Origin of the sequence: Streptomyces sp. NPDC016309, assembly GCF_043077235.1 — a bacterium.
Lineage (GTDB): Bacteria > Actinomycetota > Actinomycetes > Streptomycetales > Streptomycetaceae > Streptomyces.
This window is the reverse complement of the sequence record NZ_JBIBSG010000007.1, coordinates 410,494-430,871: the sequence shown is the minus strand read 5'-3', so window position 1 is coordinate 430,871 and position 20,378 is coordinate 410,494. Positions and strand designations below refer to the sequence as shown.

Annotated in this window: 19 protein-coding genes and 1 pseudogene; 14 read left to right on the top strand and 6 right to left on the bottom strand. The window is 71.4% G+C overall.

Translation table 11 applies throughout. The features are described 5' to 3' along the window. The 7 genes and pseudogenes from ACF068_RS20590 to ACF068_RS20560 form a co-directional block, all read left to right on the top strand. Window positions 1–249: pseudogene (locus ACF068_RS20590) on the top strand (hypothetical protein); the annotation flags it as partial. A gap of 11 nt (window positions 250–260) precedes the next feature. Continuing rightward, window positions 261–1,520 (top strand): ATP-grasp domain-containing protein, encoded by a 1,260-nt coding sequence (locus ACF068_RS20585; RefSeq protein WP_392275684.1) that lies wholly within the window; start codon window positions 261–263, stop codon window positions 1,518–1,520. Further along, on the top strand, window positions 1,510–2,511 hold the full coding sequence (locus tag ACF068_RS20580; protein WP_392275683.1) for an EamA/RhaT family transporter: 1,002 nt from the start codon (window positions 1,510–1,512) through the stop codon (window positions 2,509–2,511). Before ACF068_RS20585 ends, ACF068_RS20580 begins: the two co-directional genes overlap by 11 nt. Beyond that, window positions 2,508–3,254: a phosphodiesterase gene (locus tag ACF068_RS20575; protein ID WP_392275682.1), complete on the top strand. Its 747-nt coding sequence runs from the start codon at window positions 2,508–2,510 to the stop codon at window positions 3,252–3,254. Before ACF068_RS20580 ends, ACF068_RS20575 begins: the two co-directional genes overlap by 4 nt. Before the next feature lie 212 nt (window positions 3,255–3,466). Beyond that, on the top strand, window positions 3,467–5,185 hold the full coding sequence (locus ACF068_RS20570; RefSeq protein ID WP_392275681.1) for a hypothetical protein: 1,719 nt from the start codon (window positions 3,467–3,469) through the stop codon (window positions 5,183–5,185). Window positions 5,186–5,251: 66 nt separating this feature from the next. After that, a complete protein-coding gene (locus ACF068_RS20565) occupies window positions 5,252–6,016 on the top strand; it encodes a hypothetical protein (RefSeq protein WP_392275680.1) in 765 nt (254 codons plus the stop codon). Window positions 6,017–6,136: 120 nt separating this feature from the next. Further along, window positions 6,137–6,655 (top strand): DUF6344 domain-containing protein, encoded by a 519-nt coding sequence (locus ACF068_RS20560; RefSeq protein ID WP_392275679.1) that lies wholly within the window; start codon window positions 6,137–6,139, stop codon window positions 6,653–6,655. Between the two features lie 178 nt (window positions 6,656–6,833). Here ACF068_RS20560 and ACF068_RS20555 read toward each other — a convergent pair whose 3' ends face one another. After that, window positions 6,834–7,550 carry a DUF5324 family protein gene (locus tag ACF068_RS20555; protein WP_392275678.1) on the bottom strand — a complete coding sequence of 239 codons (717 nt, stop codon included), beginning with the start codon at window positions 7,548–7,550 and terminating at the stop codon, window positions 6,834–6,836. 257 nt (window positions 7,551–7,807) lie between these two features. On the opposite strand from ACF068_RS20555, the gene ACF068_RS20550 reads away from it, so the two are divergent. Both ACF068_RS20550 and ACF068_RS20545 read left to right on the top strand, forming a co-directional pair. Then, on the top strand, window positions 7,808–8,341 hold the full coding sequence (locus ACF068_RS20550; RefSeq protein WP_392275677.1) for a peptidylprolyl isomerase: 534 nt from the start codon (window positions 7,808–7,810) through the stop codon (window positions 8,339–8,341). A 130-nt stretch (window positions 8,342–8,471) separates the two neighbouring features. Continuing rightward, complete coding sequence (locus tag ACF068_RS20545) at window positions 8,472–9,335, top strand: rhomboid family intramembrane serine protease (protein WP_392275676.1); 864 nt, start codon at window positions 8,472–8,474, stop codon at window positions 9,333–9,335. Between the two features lie 275 nt (window positions 9,336–9,610). On the opposite strand, the gene crgA is transcribed toward ACF068_RS20545, so the two are convergent. Continuing rightward, on the bottom strand, window positions 9,611–9,868 hold the full coding sequence (gene crgA / locus ACF068_RS20540) for a cell division protein CrgA (RefSeq protein WP_392275675.1): 258 nt from the start codon (window positions 9,866–9,868) through the stop codon (window positions 9,611–9,613). Between the two features lie 146 nt (window positions 9,869–10,014). On the opposite strand from crgA, the gene ACF068_RS20535 reads away from it, so the two are divergent. The 5 genes from ACF068_RS20535 to ACF068_RS20515 all read left to right on the top strand — a co-directional run bounded on the left by ACF068_RS20535 (window position 10,015) and on the right by ACF068_RS20515 (window position 13,484). Then, window positions 10,015–10,782, top strand: coding sequence for a DUF881 domain-containing protein (locus ACF068_RS20535; protein WP_392275674.1), 768 nt, complete (start codon window positions 10,015–10,017; stop codon window positions 10,780–10,782). 96 nt (window positions 10,783–10,878) lie between these two features. After that, window positions 10,879–11,040, top strand: coding sequence for a hypothetical protein (locus ACF068_RS20530; protein ID WP_392275673.1), 162 nt, complete (start codon window positions 10,879–10,881; stop codon window positions 11,038–11,040). After that, window positions 11,037–11,675: an aminodeoxychorismate/anthranilate synthase component II gene (locus ACF068_RS20525; RefSeq protein WP_392275672.1), complete on the top strand. Its 639-nt coding sequence runs from the start codon at window positions 11,037–11,039 to the stop codon at window positions 11,673–11,675. Before ACF068_RS20530 ends, ACF068_RS20525 begins: the two co-directional genes overlap by 4 nt. Next, window positions 11,672–12,769 carry a class E sortase gene (locus ACF068_RS20520; RefSeq protein ID WP_392275671.1) on the top strand — a complete coding sequence of 366 codons (1,098 nt, stop codon included), beginning with the start codon at window positions 11,672–11,674 and terminating at the stop codon, window positions 12,767–12,769. The genes ACF068_RS20525 and ACF068_RS20520 overlap by 4 nt, the downstream gene beginning before the upstream one ends. 37 nt (window positions 12,770–12,806) lie before the next feature. Beyond that, window positions 12,807–13,484, top strand: coding sequence for a class E sortase (locus ACF068_RS20515; RefSeq protein WP_392275670.1), 678 nt, complete (start codon window positions 12,807–12,809; stop codon window positions 13,482–13,484). Window positions 13,485–13,631: 147 nt separating this feature from the next. On the opposite strand, the gene pknB is transcribed toward ACF068_RS20515, so the two are convergent. The 4 genes from pknB to ACF068_RS20495 all read right to left on the bottom strand — a co-directional run bounded on the left by pknB (window position 13,632) and on the right by ACF068_RS20495 (window position 20,265). Continuing rightward, a complete protein-coding gene (pknB, locus tag ACF068_RS20510) occupies window positions 13,632–15,668 on the bottom strand; it encodes a Stk1 family PASTA domain-containing Ser/Thr kinase (RefSeq protein WP_392275669.1) in 2,037 nt (678 codons plus the stop codon). A 164-nt stretch (window positions 15,669–15,832) separates the two neighbouring features. Next, window positions 15,833–17,299: a peptidoglycan D,D-transpeptidase FtsI family protein gene (locus ACF068_RS20505; RefSeq protein ID WP_392275668.1), complete on the bottom strand. Its 1,467-nt coding sequence runs from the start codon at window positions 17,297–17,299 to the stop codon at window positions 15,833–15,835. Further along, a complete protein-coding gene (locus tag ACF068_RS20500) occupies window positions 17,296–18,738 on the bottom strand; it encodes an FtsW/RodA/SpoVE family cell cycle protein (protein WP_392275667.1) in 1,443 nt (480 codons plus the stop codon). Before ACF068_RS20500 ends, ACF068_RS20505 begins: the two co-directional genes overlap by 4 nt. Window positions 18,739–18,765: 27 nt before the next feature. Continuing rightward, window positions 18,766–20,265, bottom strand: a complete 1,500-nt coding sequence (locus ACF068_RS20495; RefSeq protein ID WP_392275666.1) for a Stp1/IreP family PP2C-type Ser/Thr phosphatase — start codon at window positions 20,263–20,265, stop codon at window positions 18,766–18,768. Window positions 20,266–20,378: the final 113 nt, after the last annotated feature.

Genomic DNA, 20,378 nt, shown 5'->3' with positions numbered 1-20,378 from the left:
GTCTTCTCCGGTACCTCCCCGGACAACAAGCTCGTCGAGTACGTGGAGTACCCGCGCGAGGTCCACCCCTACCTCGTCGCCACCCAGGCTCACCCGGAGCTGCGTTCCCGCCCGACCCGGCCGCACCCGCTCTTCGCCGGACTGGTGAAGGCGGCCGTCGAACGCCTCACGGCGACCCCCGCCCCCGCCACCTCCGCCACGCCTGTCCCTCCCGTCGTCGCCCCCGCGGTCACCCCCGCCCACCACTGATGGAGCCCCGCATGAGCACCCCTCAGGGCCGCCGCCCCGTCGTCGCCATCGTCGACGCCTTCTCCACCGCCAGCCACCTCGCCCCCCTGTTCCACGACCGTGGCTACGACTGCCTGCACGTGCAGAGCCTGGAGCAGCCGCCCGCCGCCTTCGCCGCGTCCTTCCGCCCCGACGACTTCTTCGCCACCGTCGTCCACCGCGGCGACACGGCCGAGACGCTGGCCGCCCTCGCCCCGTACGAGCCGGTCGTCCTGCTCCCCGGTGCGGAGATAGGCGTCGAACTGGCCGACGTGCTCAGCGAGGCCCTGGGGCTGCGCTCCAACGGCACGGCGCTCAGCAGCGCCCGGCGGGACAAGTTCCGCATGGTGGAGACCGTCAAGGCCGCCGGGGTGCCGGCCGCCGACCAGATCCTGGCGACCGACCTGGACGCCCTGCTGGCCTGGTACGGGCCCGAGGACCGCACCGTGGTGCTCAAGCCCGTCCGCAGCGCGCTCAACGACGGCGTGCACTTCTGCGGCACCGAGGCCGAGGTCAGGGCCGCCTTCGGGGCGCTCGTCGGCGCCGACAGCGCGCTCGGGCTGCGCAACGACGCCGTGGTCGCCCAGGAGTACCTGGTGGGGGCCGAGTACTACGTCAACACCGTCAGCCTCGACGGCCGGCACTACGTGTGCGACCTCTGGAAGACCCAGCACCTCGGCGTCAACGGGGTGCGCGACCTGCTCGGCGGGTCGGCCCTGATGGTGCGCCGGGGCCCGGAGCAGGACCTCCTCGCCGACTACGCCTTCTCGGTCCTCGACGCCCTCGGCATCCGCAACGGCCCGGCCCACACCGAGCTGAAGCTGACCCCCGACGGCCCCCGGCTGGTCGAGACCGGCGCCCGGGTGTGCGGGGCCATGCTGCCGCTGCTGACCCGGGCGGCGATCGGCGAGAGCCAGCTCGAGTGGACCGTACGCGCCTACACCGACCCGGACGCCTTCGAGGAGCTCCGCCACACCGACTACGAGGTCGCCCGGCACGCCGTCTGCGTCAACATGATCGCGCCCGAGGGGGGCAAGCTCGTCGACTACCCCAAGATGGACGGGCTCCGCGCGCTCCAGAGCTTCCACGACGTCCTGCTCAAGGTGCGGCCGGGCGAGGAGATCGCCCGGACCGTCAACGACCTCACCTACCCGATGCTGGTGCACCTGCTGCACGAGGTCGAAGGCGTGGTCACCCACGACTACATGACCGCCCGTTACCTGGACGGCGAGGGTTTCTACGATGTCGTCTAGCCGCCGCGCCGCGCTGGTCGCCGGCCCCCTGCTGGTCCTGGGCTACTGCGTCATCAACTCCACCAAGTCGGTGTTCGAGGGCGCGCTGGTGCAGAACCTGTCGCCCGAGTTCATCGCCTTCAACTCCTTCGTCGTCGCCCAGGCCTTCTACTTCCTCACCCTGCGGGACAAGAAGGCCCTGAAGGCCGTGGTCCGACGCTGCCTGCCCGACGTCGTGATGCTCAACGTCTCCACCGCGGTCTGCTGGATCGCCGTGCTGTACGCGTTCACCGTCTTCGAGCCGGCCATGGCCAACTCCATGATCATCGGGCTCGGTCCGACCATCACCATCCTGCTCGGCTTCAAGCTCCGGCCCGGTACGAAGGCGCTCCCGCTGGAGCTGGTCGCGGCCGGCGCCATGCTGGCCGCCATGGGGTACCTGCTGGCCATGGCCTCCAGCGGGGAGTCGGCCATCGGGGACGTACCGGCGGGCGAGCTGGTCTTCGGGGTCGTCGCGTGCGTCCTGACCTCCACCTCGCTGTCCGGCGTCACCTACTACACCAAGCGGCTCGGCGACGCGGGCATGACGGTGCGCCAGATGATGGCCTCCCGCTTCGTCGCCCTCATCGTCGCGACCCTCGTCCTCCTCACCGCGCGGGGCAGTTTCGAGCCGTACACCCCGGACAACGTCGGCGCGATCCTGGCGATCAGCGTGGTGGGCGTGATCATCTCGCTGTACCTGCTCCAGCAGGGCATCGTGCGCACCGAGCCGATCACCGTCTCGATGCTCTTCGGGACGAACCTGGTGATCACCTACGTGGCGCAGTTCTTCGACCCCCGGCTGCACCAGTCGCAGGGCACCTTCCTCGGGATCCTCGCGATATCCCTGGCCATGTGCCTGGGCACCTGGGCCCGCTGGCACGCGGGCAAGCGGGAGGCGGACGCCGGCGGGAAGGACGCCGGAAAGGACGCCGGGAAGGAACCGGCGCCGGACGCCGAGGTGAAGGCATGACCGTACTGGCGCACCTCAGCGACCTCCACCTGGACGGCACCGAGGAGAGCGCGGAGCGCACCCGCCGGGCCGTCGCCCACCTGACCGGGCTGCCGGGCCGGGTGGACGCGGTGCTGATCACCGGGGACATCACCGAGCACGGCACCGAGGCCGAGTACCGCCGGGTCCGGGAGGCCCTCGCCCCGCTGCACGAGCGCCACCGGGTGCTGATGTGCCCGGGCAACCACGACGACCGCGAGGCGTACCGGCGGGTGCTGCTCGGCGGCCGGGGGACGGCCCCGGTCAACGAGGTGGGGGTCGCCGGCGGCGTCCGGGTGCTGATGTGCGACTCCTCGGTGCCCGGCCGGCCCGAGGGCCTGCTCGGCCCGGAGACGCTGGCCTGGCTGGACGGCACCCTCGCGGCCGCCCCGGAGCGGCCCGCCTTCGTCGCCCTCCACCACCCGCCCGTGGACCTCGGCCTGCCGTACATCGACCGCATCGGGCTGCGCGACCCCGAGGACCTGGAGCAGGTCCTCGCACGCCATCCGCAGGTGGCCGCCGTGCTGTGCGGCCACGCCCACACGGCGGCGGCGACCACCTTCGCCGGCCGCCCCCTGGTGTGCGCCCCGGGGATCGCCTCGACGGCACTGATGCCGTGGGAGCAGGGGCCGGACGACTCCTGGAAGACCCACGGCACCCCGCCGTCGCTGACCTTCCACCTGTACGAGGGGGGCCGGCTCACCAGCCACGTCCGCACGGTCTGAGTCCCCGGCGCCCCCGGACGCCCCGGCTCCCGGGCCTCGGCCCTGGGCCCCCCCGGGCGGGTCCGGGCCGGGGCCGCTCGGGCCGGGGTCCGCCATCGTGGTGCACTCGCGCACGGACAGCGCAATACGGGCGGCCCCCCGCTTTCGGGTCCTCCGGCGGTGACGGACGCTGGCCGGAGTCCGGCACACCGAGGACCGGAAGGGACCCCTTGATGGCGGTCAGGCCGAGCACCCGTACCAGACGCGCCAGAGCGATGGTCCTCTCCGCCGGGGCCCTGCTGCTGGTGGCCCACGCGAGCGGCTGGCCCCTGGCCTCCCGGCCCCCGTACGCCGCCGCCGACGGCGTGGGGCGCTCGCCGCTCGTCCTGTCCGTCACCGTCAACAAGAAGGTCCCCCGCCAGGCGGAGCGCATCGGCATCCGGGCCGGGCACCCCGTGGTCAAGCGCTACCGGCTGACCAACCGCTCGGGTGCCGACCTGCACCGCGTCACGCTCACCGACCCGTCCGTACCGGGAGGGGCGCTGCGCTGCCCGCGCGGCCAGGGCTTCTGGATGCGCGGGATGAGCTCGGTCACGTGTACGGCACGCTTCGGCGCCGCACCGGGGCACCACGCCGCGACCGCGCGCGTCCGGGGCGAGATCCCTTCGCTCGGGCTGCGCCCCACCGCCACGGCGGCGGCCGGCTACCAGGGCGTGGCCGGCGCCCTCGCGCTGACCGTGGCTGTCCAGGGCCCGGTGGCCCCGCACGCGGTGGTCCGGTACACCATCGGCAACCCGGGCAACCGCACGGTCCACGGTGCCCGGCTCGTCGACCCCGGCCTGGGGCGCCCCGCCGTCGACTGCGGCGGCCGCCCCGGCCCCCCGCAGGCCCTCGGGCCCGGCGCGGTCGCGGTGTGCGTCGCGCGCCTGAGCGGCCTCCGGCCGGGGACGTACCGCAGCACGCCCGAGGTGCGGGGCAGCGACCGGCTGTTCACCCTGGGCCCGACGTGCACCCGGCTCGTCCCGCCACCGGTCCTGGTGGCGCGGGCGGCCACCTCGTTCGCGGTACGCCCGGCTCCGCCGCCCCCGCCGCCCCCGCGCGCGCTGCCCCCGCCGGGCGGTGCGGGTGGTGGCGGCGCGGGGGGTTCGAGCGGTGCGGGTGGCGCTGCTGCGGGTGGTGGGGCTGGTGGCGGCGCGGGTAGGGCCGGTCCCGGCGGCGCCGGTACTCCCGCCGGTGCGGCCGGTACTTCCGCCGGTGCGGCCGGCGCAGCACCCGGGGTGCTGGGGGCCCCTGGTGCCCCGGGCACCCCCGGCACCCCGCCTTTCGCCGGTACGGGTACCGCCCCCGGAGCCCCCGGAGCCCCCGGAGCCCCCGGAGTCCCCGGCGCCCCCGGAGTTCCCGGAGCGGCGGGCGCCCTCGCCGGCACCGGCGCCGCCCCGGGAGGAGCCGTCGGCGGCGCCGTACCGCCCGGCGCCCTGGCCCCTGGCGCGCTCCCGCCCGGCGCCCTGGCCCCGGGGCTCGTGCCCGGCCTCGTCCCCGGCGCGGGCACCGCACCTCAGGGGCTCGCCCCAGGCACCGCCACCGGACGTGCGGCCACCGCCGGCACGGGTGCCTCCGCGGGTACCGGCGCCGGCGCCGGCACGGGTGCCTCCGCGGGCACGGGCGCCACCGCTGGTACCGGCGCCACCGCCGGCACCGCGGCCACCGCCGGCCCGGGTGCCACCGCCGGCACGGGCGCCTCCGCCGGCACCGGTGCCTCCGCGGGCACCGGAGCGCTCCCGCCCGGCGCCCGGCGCGACCGATCACGCACGGCCGACCGGGACGGCCGGGGGCTGACCGCCCGGGCGCGGGGCTCCTACCGGCGGGACGACTCCGTCAGCCCGGCCGTGTTCCTGCTGCTGCTCTTCCTGCCCGCCGCCGCCCTTGTCGTCCTGGCGGGCCGCCGCCTGTGACCGCCGGCCACCCGGCCGCCACCAGCCCGTGACGAGACCCGTGACGAGAGAGGAGCGAGAGTCGCCATGGAGCATGTGGTCGGAACGCTGGCCCTCGGCCTGCTCGCCGCGCTGATCGCCGCCGCGGCGGTGGTGGCCTGGCGCCACTTCCACCCCGCCGAGGCGGACGAGGAGGAGGGCGGCGGGGAAGTCGCCGAGTACATGTCGATGATGATCGCCCTGCTGTACGCCCTGCTCCTGGGCCTCGCCCTGGTCTCCGTCTGGGAGCTGCGGGGTGACGCGGAGAGCCACACCTCCACCGAGGCGGGTGCCCTGCACCAGATGACGGTGCTGGCCGAGGGGCTGCCACCGGAGCAGAAGAAGCGGCTCGACGCGGTCGCGGAGCGCTACGCCGTCCATGTCGTCCAGGACGAATGGCCACGGATGCGGCTGGGGGGCCAACTGCCCGACGCCGGGTGGGGCCTGGTCGGGCAGATGCGGGCGGTCGCCGCCGCCCCGCCGCACGCCACCTCGTCCCAGGAGGTGACGGCCCTGGAGCTCCTCGGACAGCTCAGCACGCTCGACGACGCCCGCCGGGGCCGCGAGTCGGTGGCCCAGGAGACCCTGTCACCGGTGCTCTGGGCCGGGATCTTCGTCGGGGCGGTTCTCTCGGTCGGGATGCTGTTCTTCTTCGGCATCGGCCGGAGCCTGGGCCAGCTGATGATGGCGATGGGGATGGTGGTGCTCACCGTCTTCCTCGGGCTCCTGATCCACTACCTCTCCACGCCCTTCGGAGACGTGATGGGCGTCAGCGCGGACCCGTTCACGCGCTACTTCCCCGGGGCGGCCTGAGCCGTACGGGTGGTGTTCATCGGAAGATCTGCGCACCGGCGGCGTCGCTCCATGGGTTCCCGAGATGCGTACACATCATGAGAAAGGTATGTAGATCGCTCAACCCGAAAGCGAGGGGCCATGGCTGCCGTCAAGTACGCGCACACGGTCACGCACTTCTGGACCGCCTTCTTCTCTCTCCTGTCCGCGATCCTCACCGCTCTCGGCGTGAAGCGCACGCCGAAGGCGGCCGTTCCGGTGTACGCCGCCGCCGATCGGGCCACGGCCACCACCACGATCACCGCCGCCGGCGCCGCTTCCGGCGAGCGAACCACGGCGGGCACCGGTGCCGGGACCGCCACACCGGCGGCCGCCGTTCCCGCGCCACGCCACTTCGCCCCGGCCTGGGCGCCCGGCCGGGTCCGGTCCCTGCCGCCCACGATCAAGCAGCGCATCCGCGCCGAGGCGCACGGCACCTCGCCCTCCGTACGCCATGTGCCCGCCGCGCTCGTACCCGCCCAGCCCGCCCTGCCGACGGCCGTGACGCGGACGGACCCGGCCGGCGTCACCGTCTCCGGGAGGTCCGACCGGGTCCACACGCACGGGACCGCCGACCCGGCCGTCCGGGTCGGCCGCGCCGACCTCGCGCTCGCCGCCTGAGCCGCTCCTGACCGAGCCGCTTCCGAGCGACCCGCTCAAGAAGAGCTGCTCCCCAGGAACTGCTCAAGAAGAGCCGCTCCCCAGGAACTGCTCAAGAAGAGCCGCTCAAGAAGAGCCGCTCTCCCAGAACCGTTCGAGAAGAGCCGCTCCCCAAGAACCGCTTGTGACGGGCCGCTTCCTAACGGCGCTCGTCGTCCGTGCCCGCGTCGGTGTCGGCTTCGGCCTCCGCCTGCTTGGCCTCCACCTCGGGGTCGAGCGAAGCCGGGCCCGTACCGTCGACGGAGGTCAGCGGAGTGCGCTCGGACACCTCGGTGGGAGCCGGGGGTTCGACCAGCCAGTCCGGGTTGGCCTGCTTGTCCCACCACTTCCAGGCGGCGAAGACGCCGCCGGCCACCAGGCCGAAGACCGCGAGCCCCTTGGCGAGGCGGCCGGCCCTGGCACGACGCTCGTGCTTGCGCACGAGCCTCTGAATGTCCTTGGCCGTCACCTGACCGCGCATCGCGGCCACGGCGGCGACGGAGCGGGCCATCGCCTGCTCCCTGACGGGCTGAGCGGCGGCCATCGCCTGCTCCACCCGAGGCTTGGTGTAGTCCGCCGCCTGACGTGCGGCCTGACGGGTCCGGACCGCGGCACGATGCGCGGCCTCGTCGACCCTCGGCGGCACATGCGGGGCGACACGCGAGTCGTACTGGGCACGCGCCTGCGTACGGGCCTGCTGCGCGGCCTTCGAGACCTTCGGCGCGACCTTGACGCGAGCCTCCTGCGCACACAGCTGCGCGTAGTGCGCGGCCGTGTCCTTTGCCGTTCCGGCGTACGGCGCCACCACTTCCGCGGCGTGCCGCACGCTTTCCTTCGCCGAGCTGGTCGCGGCGCGCACGCTGTCCTTGCGGGTCACGGGATCCTCCTCCTCGGTGGCGGGGTCGCTATTCGCCTTTCCGTCCTTTTTGAAATCATGCCTGCCGCCGTCCCCGTCGGCATGCGGTACGCGGGCATCCGGGGCAACGGGGCCGGAACGCGCCGTGTCCGGCGGCCCGGGGGCGCGGTTCGTCCCCTCGTGCGGTGTCCCGGCGACGACGGGCCCGGCTTTCCTCGTGGGCGGCCCTTCCGTGCGAGGATCGGTGAACGTCAGAGCAGACTTACGGAAGGCACATCGTGGCCGAGCAGCTTTACGCCACCCTGAAGACCAATCACGGCGACATCGAGATCCGGCTCTTCCCGGACCACGCGCCGAAGACGGTCAAGAACTTCGTCGAGCTCGCCAAGGGTGAGCGCGAGTGGACGAACCCGGAGACGGGGAAGAAGTCCACCGACCGCCTCTACGACGGCACGGTGTTCCACCGTGTCATCAGCGGCTTCATGATCCAGGGTGGCGACCCGCTGGGCAACGGCACCGGCGGCCCGGGCTACGAGTTCAACGACGAGTTCCACCCGGAGCTGTCCTTCAACAAGCCGTACCTGCTGGCGATGGCCAACGCGGGCCCGGGCACCAACGGTTCGCAGTTCTTCATCACGGTGGCCCCCACCACGTGGCTGACCGGCAAGCACACCATCTTCGGCGAGGTGGCCAACGAGGCCGGCAAGAAGGTCGTGGACGCCATCGCGGCCACCCAGACCAACCCGCGCACCGACCGCCCGGTCAACGAGGTGGTCATCGAGTCCGTCGTGGTCGAGTCCCGCAAGGCCTGATCACCGGCCCCGGAGGGGCCCGCGGGGACCGTGGGGCCTGAAGGGAACCTTTCCGCCTCGTCCATCCGTAAGGATGGGCGAGGCGTTGTCGTTCGAGGTGCACCGGCCGCCGGGCCGGCGAGGGGATCCCATGGAGCAGGCGCAGATGCCGGGCTGTTACCGCCATCCCGGTGTGGAGACGGGGGTCCGCTGCACGCGCTGCGAGCGGCCCATCTGTTCCGCCTGCATGGTGGACGCCTCGGTCGGGTTCCAGTGCCCGGAGTGCGTACGGGGAGGGTCTGGCACCGGGCATTCCCCGACCGCCAACCAGCCGCGCACGATCGCCGGCGGCCCGATCGCGGCCGGACACCCGCACCTGGTGACCAACGTCCTGATCGGCGTCAACCTGCTGGTCTTCCTCCTCGGCCGGCTGAACCCGGCGCTCATCGACGAGCTGGTGCTGATCGGGTTCGCGTTCGACCCGGACCTCGGCCGGCTGGTCGGCGTGGTGGACGGCGAGTGGTACCGGCTGGTCTCCTCGATGTTCCTGCACCAGGAGCCCTGGCACATCGCCGGCAACATGCTGCTGCTGTGGCTGCTGGGCGGCACCCTGGAGGCGGAGCTCGGCCGGGGCCGGTACCTGACGCTCTACCTGCTGTCCGGGCTGGCGGGCAGCGCCCTGACCTATCTGCTCGCGCCGGAGAACCAGGGCTCGCTGGGCGCCTCGGGCGCGATCTACGGGCTGCTCGGCGCCACCGTGGTGCTGGTGCGCCGGCTCAACCGGGACCTGCGGCCCGTCATGGCGCTGGTCGCCTTCAACCTGGTGATCACCTTCGTCCGGGAGGGGATCGCCTGGGAGGCGCACATCGGGGGACTGGTCGCCGGGCTGATCATCGCGTACGCCATGGTCAACGGTCCGCGCGAGCGGCGGGCCCTGCTCCAGGGGGCGGCCTGTGCGCTGGTCCTCGGGCTGAGCCTGGTGACCGTGGTGCTGAGGACGGCCGCGCTCAGCTGAGCGCGGCTTGTCCCCATCGTTGTCCACAGCGTGTGTTCGATCTTGCGCATCGTGTGGGGAACGTCTGTACCCCGCCCCCCTGACCTGGTGTTTTCCGGTACGGGTGGGGGGTGTGCGCCGCGGAGGCGACCAGCCGCTCCAGTCACATCGGCGTCAACCCGATGCAAGTTATCCACAGATCGTCTGACCTTTTCCACTCGCTGTGCACAACGCTGTGGATAACTCAGGGCAGGGCTTGACGGCCCTGCCCGGCGGGCGGACCCGCTACCCGACCGTCACTTCCACTGGGTGGAGACGCCGAACCCGGCGGCGATGAACCCGAAGCCGACCACGATGTTCAGGTTCTTGAGCGACTCGACGGGCAGCGAGCCGTCGGTGACGTAGAAGACCACGATCCAGGCGAGTCCGATGGCGAACAGCGCCAGCATCACCGGAGCCACCCAGCTACGGCTGGTCAGCTTGATGCTGGTCGCCTGCTTCGCGGCCGGCGGCGGCGTGAAGTCGGCCTTCTTGCGGATACGTGACTTCGGCACGAGGGACTCTCCTGTCGATGCGCTGCGTGACCGCGCAGGGAACTGTGGCTTTGCTGGTCGCCGGGGTCGGGACGAGGGGGACCACTGCCTCGACCGGGCGTCCGTTAGCGTAGTGCTTCCGCGGCGCTGAAGGAGATAAGGGTACGTTGAGCAATTCCGCCGACTCTCCCCAAGAGCCGGCCGTGCGCAGGAACTGGCGACCGGTCCGGATGCTCACCGCCGCCGTCTTCGCCCTCGCCGGCCTGATCTTCGTGACGAGCTTCAACACCGCCAAGGGCACCAACATCCGTACGGACGCCTCGCTGCTGAAACTGTCCGACCTCATCCGCGAGCGCAGCCACAAGAACGCCCAGCTCGACGAGACGACCGCGACGGTACGGGACGAGGTCGACGCCCTCGCCCGCCGCGACGACGGCTCCACCGAGGCCGAGGACGCCAAGCTCGGCGCCCTGGAGAAGGCCGCGGGCACCACCAAGGTCGGTGGAGCGGGCCTCACCGTCACCCTCAACGACGCCCCGCCCGGCGCCCAGGCCGCTCCCGGTTACCCCGAGCCGCAGGCCAACGACCTGGTCATCCACCAGCAGGACCTCCAGGCCGTCGTCAACGCCCTGTGGAAGGGCGGCGCCAAGGGCATCCGCGTCATGGACCAGCGGCTGATCTCCACCAGCGCGGTGCGCTGCGTCGGCAACACCCTGATCCTCCAGGGCCGGGTCTACTCCCCGCCCTACCGGATCACGGCCGTCGGCGACCCCGGGAAGCTCCAGCGCGCCCTCGACGACTCCACCGCCATCCAGAACTACCTGCTCTACGTGAAGGCGTACGGGCTCGGCTGGAAGGTCGACGACCACGAGGCGGTGACCCTCCCCGGCTACTCGGGCACCGTGGACCTCCACTACGCGAAGCCCGTGGAGTAGCGCCGCCGGCTTTCCACAGCTGACCCACCCCGGCGGCATCGCCCCGTACTCTGGTGCGGTATCGAAGGGCATACGACGGAAGGACCGGCAGGCGTCATGTACGGCTGGATCTGGCGGCATCTGCCGGGCAACGCGTGGGTGCGGGCGCTGATTTCGCTCGTCCTGATCCTCGCGGTGGTCTTCGTGCTCTTCCAGTACGTGTTCCCCTGGGCGGAGCCGCTGCTTCCGTTCAACGATGTGACGGTGGACGGTCAGTGAGCGCACGCATTCTCGTCGTCGACAACTACGACAGCTTCGTCTTCAACCTGGTCCAGTACCTGTACCAGCTCGGTGCCGAGTGCGAGGTCCGGCGCAACGACGAGGTCGAGCTGGGCCACGCCCAGGACGGCTTCGACGGCGTCCTGCTCTCGCCCGGCCCGGGGACGCCCGAGGAAGCGGGCGTCTGCGTGGACATGGTCCGCCACTGCGCGGACACGGGCATCCCCGTCTTCGGCGTGTGCCTCGGCATGCAGTCCATGGCGGTGGCGTACGGCGGGGTCGTCGACCGCGCTCCGGAGCTGCTGCACGGCAAGACCTCGCCGGTCGTGCACGAGGGGCGGGGCGTCTTCACCGGGCTGCCGTCGCCGTTCACCGCGACCCGGTACCACTCGCTGGCCGCCGAGCCCGCGGAGCTGCCGGACGTCCTGGAGGTCACCGCGCGGACCGAGGACGGCATCATCATGGGGCTGCGGCACCGGGAGTTCGCCGTCGAGGGCGTGCAGTTCCACCCGGAGTCGGTGCTCACCGAGTACGGGCATCTGATGCTGGCCAACTGGCTGGAGCAGTGCGGCGACACCGGCGCGGTGGGCCGGTCGGCAGGGCTCGCTCCGGTGGTGGGCAAGGCCGTCGCGTGACCCCCGTGCGTCCGGAGCACGAGCACGGTTCGCCGTGGTTCCGGGCGACGAACCTTCCGGAATCACAGCTTCCGGATGCCCCCGTGCCCCCGGACCCCGCACCGGACCCGGATCCGTACGCCGGCACCTGGGCACCCGGCCCGGACCCCGTTCCCGGCCCGCCGGCCAGCCCCGTACCGGACGACGAGACGATGGCCCTCCGCACGGAGGAGGCGCGGCGAATAGTGGCCGAACCGCCGGCGACCCCGCGCGGAGCGGCGCCCGAGCGGCCCACCGGCGGCCGCGCCGAGCGCCGCAAGGCCGCCGCCAAGGGGCGTGGACGCCGCCGCAAGGGCTCCTCCCCGCCGCCCGCCGCCACCCCGCCCGCCGACCCCGGCAGGCCGCTCACGCGCGTGGAGGCCCGGCGCGCCGCCCGCGCCCGCAAGGACAGTGTGGGCGTCGTCGCCAGCCGGATCGTCGGCGAGCTGTTCATCACCTTCGGCGTCGTCATGCTGCTCTTCGTCACCTACCAGCTCTGGTGGACCAACGTCCGCGCCGGGTTCGAGGCCGACAAGGCGAAGCAGGGCATCGAGGACGCCTGGGCGGCGGGCCGCGAACCGGACGCCTTCGAGCCCGGTCAGGGCTTCGCGATCATGTACATCCCCAAGCTGGACGTCGTCGTGCCCATCGCGGAGGGCATCGACAAGAAGCGGGTCCTCGACCGGGGGATGGTCGGCCACTACGGCGAGGGGCAGCTCAAGACGGCCATGCCCTCCGCCAAGCGGGGCAACTTCGCGGTCGCCGGCCACCGCAACACCCACGGCGAGCCGTTCCGCTACATCAACCAGCTCACCCCGGGCGACCCGATCGTGGTGGAGACGCGGGACGCGTACTACACGTACGAGATGGTCAGCATCCTGCCGCAGACGCCCCCCTCGAACGTCTCGGTGATCCAGCCGGTCCCGGAGGGGTCCGGCTTCACCGGGCCGGGCCGGTACATCACGCTCACCACCTGCACACCCGAGTTCACCAGTACGTACCGGATGATCGTGTGGGGCAAGATGGTCGACGAACGCCCGCGCAGCAAGGGGAAACCGGACGCGCTCGTAGGCTAGGGCGGCCTGGCTTCGACCTCCAGACGGGACAGATGTAGTGGCACGTGCGCGCAACCGGATCGCCGGCGTCATCAGTGTCTTCGGCGAGCTGCTGATCACCGCCGGGGTGCTCATGGGCCTCTTCGTCGTCTACTCGCTGTGGTGGACCAACGTCCTGGCCGACCGCGAGGCCGACAAGCAGGGCAGCGAGGTGCGCGACCACTGGGCCTCCCAGGCCCCGGGCGCCCTCGACACCAGGGACGGCATCGGCTTCCTCCACGTCCCGGCGATGAAGAACGGCGAGGTGCTGGTCAAGCGGGGCACCGACCCCAAGACCCTCAACGACGGCGTGGCCGGCTACTACACCTCCCCCGTCACGTCCGCCCTCCCCTCGGCCAAGCAGGGCAACTTCTCGCTGGCCGCGCACCGGGACGGCCACGGCGCGAAGTTCCACAACATCCACAAGCTGAAGTCCGGGGACTCCATCGTCTTCGAGACCAAGGACACCTGGTACGTCTACAAGGTCTACAAGACCCTCCCCGAGACCTCGAAGTTCAACGTGGACGTCCTCCAGCCGGTGCCCAAGGAGTCGGGCCGGACCAAGCCGGGCCGTTACATCACGCTCACCACGTGCACGCCCGTGTACACCTCCACGTACCGCTACGTCGTATGGGGCGAGCTGGAGCGCACGGAGAAGGTCGACGGCGCCCGCACGCCCCCGGCGGAGCTGCGCTGACGGTCACGGCGGCCGCCGGCCGTCGGCCGGCGGCTGAAGCGGCAGCCGGACACGACGGAGCCGGACACGACGGAGCCCCGGCACCCTTCCCAGGGTGCCGGGGCTCCGTCGTACGCGGTCGGCCCGGGCTCGGCCCGGGCCCGGGCGTCAGCCCTGCTCGCGGAAGGTGATCCCGGACGGGCCGCCGAAGAAGCCGCCGTCGTTGTCACCGTCGTTGTCGCCGTTGTTCCCGTTCCCGCCGTTGCCGTTGCCGCCCTGGCAGCCCACGGTGGTCAGCGTGACGGTGGTGGCCGCCGGGTCCACCGGCGTACCCGGCTGCGGGTCGCTGTTGGCGACGATGGCGGCGTCGTCGGCCGGGCAGCCCTGGGCCACCTGGACGTTGGTGAAGCCGCTGGCCGCCAGCGTCTGCTTGACCTGCCCAAGCTGCTGGAGCCGGACCTCGGGGACCGGGACCTGCTGCGGCTGCTGCGGGCCCTTGGACACCTGGAGGGTGACCTCGCTGCCCTTGGGGGCCTTGGAGTTGCCGTCGGGGCTCTGCTTGACCACGGTGTTGGCGGGCTGGTCGCTGTCGACGTCCTCCCGCTTGACCGTGAAGCCGAGCGTCTCGAGCTGGGACTTCGCGTTGTCGAACGGCTGGCCGACGACCGGCGGGACGTCCTGCTCGGCCTGCTTGGACACCGTGATGGTGACCTTGGAACCCTTCTCGGCCTGGCTGCCGCCCGTCGGGCTCTGCTCGATGACCTCGCCGGGGTCCTTGTCGGACTCCTTGTAGTCGACCTTGACGTCGAAGCCCTTGTCCTCGAGCGCCTTCCTCGCGCTCTCCTCGGACTTCTCGGTGACGTCCGGCACCTCGATCTTGGCGGCGCCCTCGGAGACGACGACCGAGACGGTGTCGCCCTCGTTCAGCCTCCCGGTCTCGGGCGACTGGCTGCACACCGAGCCCTTCGGCTGGCCGCAGGCGTCCGTACCGGACCGGGCGATCTTCAGCCCGGCCGCCTCCACCGTGCGCTCGGCCTCCGCGAACGGCTTGCCCACCACCTTGGGCACGTCGATCGGGTCCGACCCGCCGGAGTCGCCGTCGAAGACGACCTTGCCGATCAGGATCGCGCCGACCAGCACCAGCAGTCCCGCCAGGATCAGCAGGATCGTCGAGACGTTCGACTTCCGCTGGCGTCGGCGGTCCGGGCGGTCGTCGTAGCCGAAGCCCCCGTCGTCCGGGTTCACCGGCGGCAGCATGGACGTCTGTCCGGCCGGGTCGGCCGGGCGCATCGCCGTGGTCGGCTGGTCGTCGGGGCCGAAGCCCCCGTACCCGGCCGCGCCCATCGCCGCCGTCGCGGCGACCGGCTGGCCGTCGAGGCACGCCTCGATGTCGGCGCGCATCTCGTCGGCCGACTGGTACCGGTAGTCCGGGTCCTTGACCAGCGCCTTCAGGACGATGGCGTCCATCTCCGGCGTGATCTCGGAGTCGAAGTTGCTGGGCGGCTGCGGCTCCTCGCGCACATGCTGGTACGCCACCGCGACCGGCGAGTCGCCCACGAACGGCGGGCGGACGGTCAGCAGCTCGTACAGCAGACAGCCGGTGGAGTACAGGTCGGAGCGGGCGTCGACCTGCTCGCCCTTGGCCTGCTCCGGGGAGAGGTACTGGGCGGTGCCGATCACGGCCGCCGTCTGGGTCATGGTCATCCCGGCGTCGCCCATGGCGCGGGCGATGCCGAAGTCCATCACCTTGACCTGGCCGGTGCGGGTCAGCATGACGTTCGCCGGCTTGATGTCACGGTGGACGATGCCGGCCCGGTGCGAGTACTCCAGGGCCTGGAGGATGCCGACCGTCATCTCCAGCGTGCGCTCGGGCAGCAGCTTGCGCCCCGAGTGCAGCAGCTCACGCAGGGTGGACCCGTCGACGTACTCCATCACGATGTACGGGATGGAGATGTTGTCGACGTAGTCCTCGCCGGTGTCGTAGACCGCGACGATCGCCGGGTGGTTGAGCGAGGCGGCCGACTGGGCCTCACGGCGGAACCGGGCCTGGAAGGACGGGTCACGGGCGAGGTCGGCCCGCAGCGTCTTCACGGCGACGGTGCGGCCGAGCCGGGTGTCGTGGGCGAGGTAGACCTCCGCCATGCCACCGCGGCCGAGCACCGAGCCCAGCTCGTACCGGCCGCCGAGGCGACGCGGCTCTTCCATAACTGTTCCAGCCCTCTCCGTCAGTCCCGACCGCACCCGTGTGTGGTCCGGCGGTGTGCTGTTCGCGCATACGCTACCGGCCACGGGAAGTCGATCGGACCGCGACCACTACCTGATACGGGACCGGTACACACCGGCACTCAGGGGCGACCGCGGTTCGCTCGTCACTTCTTGCTGTCGAGTACCGCCTTCATCACCTCGCGGGCGATGGGCCCGGCGAGGCCACCACCGGTGATGTCGTCACGGGTCGCGCTGGAGTCCTCGACCACGACCGCGACGGCGACGGGCGAGCCGTTGTCGGTCTTGGCGTACGAGATGAACCACGCGTAGGGGCGGGCCTTGTTCAGCTCGCCGTGCTGGGCGGTTCCGGTCTTGCCGCCGACCGTCACGCCGTCGATCTTCGCCTTGCCGCCGGTGCCGTTCGGGCTGTTGACGACGCTCTCCATCATCTCCTGGACGAGCTGAGCGGTCTTGGGCGACATCGGCTGGCTCATCTCCTCGGGCTCGTGCTTCTCCAGCACGTCGAGGTCCGGGGAGCGCAGCTCGTCCACCATGTACGGCTTCATCAGCTTGCCGTCGTTGGCGATCGCCGCGGCGACCATGGCCATCTGGAGCGGGGTGGCGTTGGTGTTGAACTGGCCGATCGAGGACAGCGCGTTCTGCGGGCGGTCCATGTTCCGGTCGTAGACCGACGTGGCGGCGCGGACCGGGGTGTCGATCTCCCCGTTGTTGAAGCCGAACTTCTCCGCCATCTTCACCATGTTGTCGCGGCCGACCTCATGGCCGAGCTTGGCGAAGACCGAGTTGCAGGAGACCTCCAGCGCGTACTTCAGCGTGGCGTTCTCGCAGCCCCGGGCGTGGTTGACCATCTCGCGGCTGGTGTCCGGGAGGATGTACGGCTCGGGCGTGTTGGTCGCCGCGTTGATGTCGGTGACCTTGCCGTACTCCAGCGCCGCGGCGGCCGTCAGCACCTTGAAGGTGGAGCCGGGCGGGTAGATCTCGCGCAGCGCGCGGTTCAGCTTCGGCTTGTCCTTGTCCTTCTCCAGCGCCTGCCAGGCCTTGGCGTCCTTGTCGTGGTACCCGGCGAAGGAGGAGGGGTCGTACGACGGCGTCGACGCCAGCGCCAGGATCTTGCCGGTCGACGGCTCGATCGCCGCGACGGCGCCCTTCTTGTCGCCGAGCCCCTCGAAGGCGGCCTTCTGGGCGGCGCCGCTGAGGGTGGTGACGACGTCGCCGCCCTTCTTCTTGTCACCCGTGAACATCGACAGGGTGCGGTCGAAGAACAGCCGGTCGTCGTTGCCAGTGAGGATGCCGTCCTCCAGCTTCTCGAGCTGGTTGGCGTCGAACGCCTGCGAGGCGTAACCCGTCACGGGAGCCCACATGGGGCCGTCGGTGTAGGTGCGCTTGTACTTGTAGAACGGGTCCTTGGAGTCGATGGTGCCGGTGATCGGCTTGCCGTCGACGATGATGTTGCCGCGGACGTTGGCGTACCGCTCGATGGTGACCCGCTTGTTCGACCCGTGGGTGCTCAGCTCGCCGGCCCGGACGTACTGGATCCAGTTGTCCCGGATCAGCAGGGCGAGCACCAGCAGGCCGCAGAAGATCGCGATTCGGCGCAGGGGCTTGTTCACGGTCGGACCACCTGGGTCATCTCGGCGTCGGGGGACGGGGCGGGCGCCGGCGCGGGACGGCGGGCGGTGTCGCTGATCCGCAGCAGGATGGCGATCAGGGCCCAGTTGGCGATCACGGACGAACCACCGTACGCGAGGAACGGCATGGTCATACCGGTCAGCGGGATCAGGCCCATGACGCCGCCGGCGACGACGAAGACCTGGAGGGCGAAGGCACCGGACAGCCCGGTCGCCAGCAGCTTGCCGAACGGGTCGCGGGCGGCGAGCGCGGTGCGGAAGCCCCGCTCCACGATCAGGCCGTACATCAGCAGGAACGCCATGACACCGGCCAGCCCCAGCTCCTCGCCGACGGTGGCGAAGATGAAGTCGGAATTGGCGGCGAAGCCGACGAGGTCGGAGTTACCCTGGCCCAGGCCCGCGCCGAGGGTGCCGCCGGAGCCGAACGACATCAGCACCTGCGTCATCTGGTCACAGGCCTGGATCATGTTGGAGCCCTCGGGCGCCGTCTCCAGGCACCCGAACGGGTCGAGCCAGGCGGCCACACGGGACTTGACGTGGCTGGCGGTCGAACCGACGACCACCGCGCCGCCCACGGCCATCAGCAGACCCATGATGATCCAGCTCGTCCGCTCGGTCGCCACGTACAGCATGATCACGAACATGCCGAAGAACAGCAGCGACGTACCGAGGTCGTTCTCGAAGACCAGGATGAGCAGGCTGACGGCCCAGATGGTGAGGATCGGGCCGAGGTCCCGGCCGCGCGGCAGGTAGAGCCCCATGAAGCGGCGGCTGGCCAGCGCGAGCGCGTCCCGCTTCACCATCAGGTAGCCGGAGAAGAAGACCGCGATGACGATCTTCGCGAACTCACCGGGCTGGATGGAGAACGGACCGACCTTGATCCAGATCTTGGCGCCGAAGACGTCCGAGCCCAGACCGGGGACCAGCGGCAGCAGCAGCAGGACGACCGCCGCCACCATGGAGATGTACGTGTAGCGCTGGAGGACGCGGTGGTCCTTCAGGAAGATCAGCACCAGCAGGAACAGGCCGACACCGATCGCCGAGTACATCAGCTGCTTCGGCGCGTCCGGGCTGTAACTGCCGAACTGTGCCATCGACTTGGCGATCACCCGCGGCGACTGGTCCAGCCGCCAGATGAGGACCAGTCCCAGACCGTTGAGCAGTGTCGCCAGCGGCAGCAGGATCGGGTCGGCGTACTTCGCGAACCGCCGCACCAGCAGGTGCGCGATGCCCGCCAGCAGGCCAAGCCCGATGCCGTAGCCGAGCATGCCCGCCGGGACCTTGCCGTCCAGGGCGAGGCCCACGTTCAGGTACGCGAAGACCGGGATGGCGACCGCGAAGCCGAGCAGCGCCAGCTCGGTGTTGCGGCGGCTCGGCAGATCGATCGCGCCGATGGTGGTCGTGTTGGTGACAACGCTCATGGTGGTGAAAGGCCCCCCTACGGGTGCTTACTGCTTGCCGCAGTTCGAGGCCAGCTTCTGCTCCTCCTCCGAGAGGGTGGGGCCCGGAGTCGGAGTGGCTGCGGTGCTGGTGGACGGCTTGGGCGTGGGTTCGGTCGGGAGGCCGGTCGTGCCGCCGGCCTGGCCCTCGCCGGGAGGCGTGGCGGGCGCGCGGTCGGCCGCCGCCTGGCGCTGCTCCCGCTTCTTGCAGGCGGACGCCTGGGTGGCGAGCTCCTCGATCTTGTCCCGCGCCTTGCCGAGGCTGCCGCCGGCGATGGTCTCCTCGACCTGCTTGCGCTGGTAGTCGGGGAGGTACTTGAGTTCGATCTCGGGGTGGTCCTTCTCGACCTCCGAGAGCGAGACCCACGCCAGGTCCTGGCTGATGCCGCGGTACAGGGCGACGTGGTCGTCGTTCGTACCGACGTAGTACTGCGTCTGCGTCCAGCGGTAGCCGCCGTACATCCCGCCGCCGACCACGGCCAGGGCGAGCACGATGAAGAACGATCTCTTGAGCCATTTGCGGCCGCCGCGCGGCTTGGTGAAGTCCTCGTCGCGGTACGCGCCGAAGCCGCCCTCCGGCGGCATGCCGCCGTACCCGAGGTCGTCCCCGCTGCCGGGCGGGCCGAAGCCACCGCCGGGCGGCGGGGGCGCCTGTCGGCCCAGACCCGCGGCGCGGCCAGCCGGGGTCTCCATGGCGCCGCCGTCGTTGAGCTGCGTCTGGTTCTCGGCGACCGCGCCCACGATGACCGGCGTGTCGCTGAGCTGGCCGGCCAGGGTGTCCCCGCCGTCGACGTCCAGGACGTCGGCGACGATCACGGTGATGTTGTCCGGTCCGCCGCCGCGCAGCGCGAGCTGGATCAGGTCCTGGACGGTCTCCTGGGGGCCCTGGTAGCTGGCGAGGGTCTCCTCCATCGTCTGGTGGGAGACGACGCCGGACAGGCCGTCCGAGCAGATCAGGTACCGGTCGCCGGCGCGCACCTCGCGGATGGAGAGGTCCGGTTCGACGTGGTCGCCACTGCCCAGCGCGCGCATCAGGAGGGAGCGCTGCGGGTGGGTGGTGGCCTCCTCCTCGGTGATGCGGCCCTCGTCCACGAGGCGCTGCACCCACGTGTGGTCCTGGGTGATCTGCGTCAGGACGCCGTCACGGAGGAGGTACGCGCGGGAGTCGCCGACGTGGACCAGGCCGAGGCGCTGGCCCGTCCACAGCAGGGCGGTCAGGGTGGTCCCCATGCCCTCGAGCTGCGGGTCCTCCTCGACCATCAGCCGTAGCTGGTCGTTGGCGCGCTGCACCGCCGTACCGAGCGAGGTGAGGATGTCCGAGCCGGGTACGTCGTCGTCGAGCGTGACCAGCGTGGAGATCACCTCCGACGAGGCGACCTCACCGGCGGCCTGGCCGCCCATGCCGTCGGCGATCGCGAGCAGCCGGGGACCGGCGTAACCGGAGTCCTCGTTGCCCTCGCGGATCATGCCCTTGTGCGATCCGGCCGCGAAACGCAGTGACAGACTCATGCGCACCTGCCCTGTCGACTCCGACGCCTCCGGGTACAGCCGGTCTCGAGCCACACTGCCCACCCTCCGGTCGGGAGCCTGTGCCGGTCACCTGTGGGCACCGCTGCGGCTCG

Excerpts from the sequence above, each read along its gene's own strand:
- ACF068_RS20585 (WP_392275684.1), top strand. The coding sequence starts at position 261 with ATGAGCACCCCTCAGGGCCGCCGCCCCGTCGTCGCCATCGTCGACGCC.
- ACF068_RS20580 (WP_392275683.1), top strand. The coding sequence starts at position 1,510 with ATGTCGTCTAGCCGCCGCGCCGCGCTGGTCGCCGGCCCCCTGCTGGTC.
- ACF068_RS20575 (WP_392275682.1), top strand. The coding sequence starts at position 2,508 with ATGACCGTACTGGCGCACCTCAGCGACCTCCACCTGGACGGCACCGAG.
- ACF068_RS20570 (WP_392275681.1), top strand. The coding sequence starts at position 3,467 with ATGGCGGTCAGGCCGAGCACCCGTACCAGACGCGCCAGAGCGATGGTC.
- ACF068_RS20565 (WP_392275680.1), top strand. The coding sequence starts at position 5,252 with ATGGAGCATGTGGTCGGAACGCTGGCCCTCGGCCTGCTCGCCGCGCTG.
- ACF068_RS20560 (WP_392275679.1), top strand. The coding sequence starts at position 6,137 with ATGGCTGCCGTCAAGTACGCGCACACGGTCACGCACTTCTGGACCGCC.
- ACF068_RS20545 (WP_392275676.1), top strand. The coding sequence starts at position 8,472 with ATGGAGCAGGCGCAGATGCCGGGCTGTTACCGCCATCCCGGTGTGGAG.
- ACF068_RS20530 (WP_392275673.1), top strand. The coding sequence starts at position 10,879 with ATGTACGGCTGGATCTGGCGGCATCTGCCGGGCAACGCGTGGGTGCGG.
- pknB (WP_392275669.1), bottom strand. The coding sequence starts at position 15,668 with ATGGAAGAGCCGCGTCGCCTCGGCGGCCGGTACGAGCTGGGCTCGGTG.
- ACF068_RS20500 (WP_392275667.1), bottom strand. The coding sequence starts at position 18,738 with ATGAGCGTTGTCACCAACACGACCACCATCGGCGCGATCGATCTGCCG.
- ACF068_RS20495 (WP_392275666.1), bottom strand. The coding sequence starts at position 20,265 with ATGAGTCTGTCACTGCGTTTCGCGGCCGGATCGCACAAGGGCATGATC.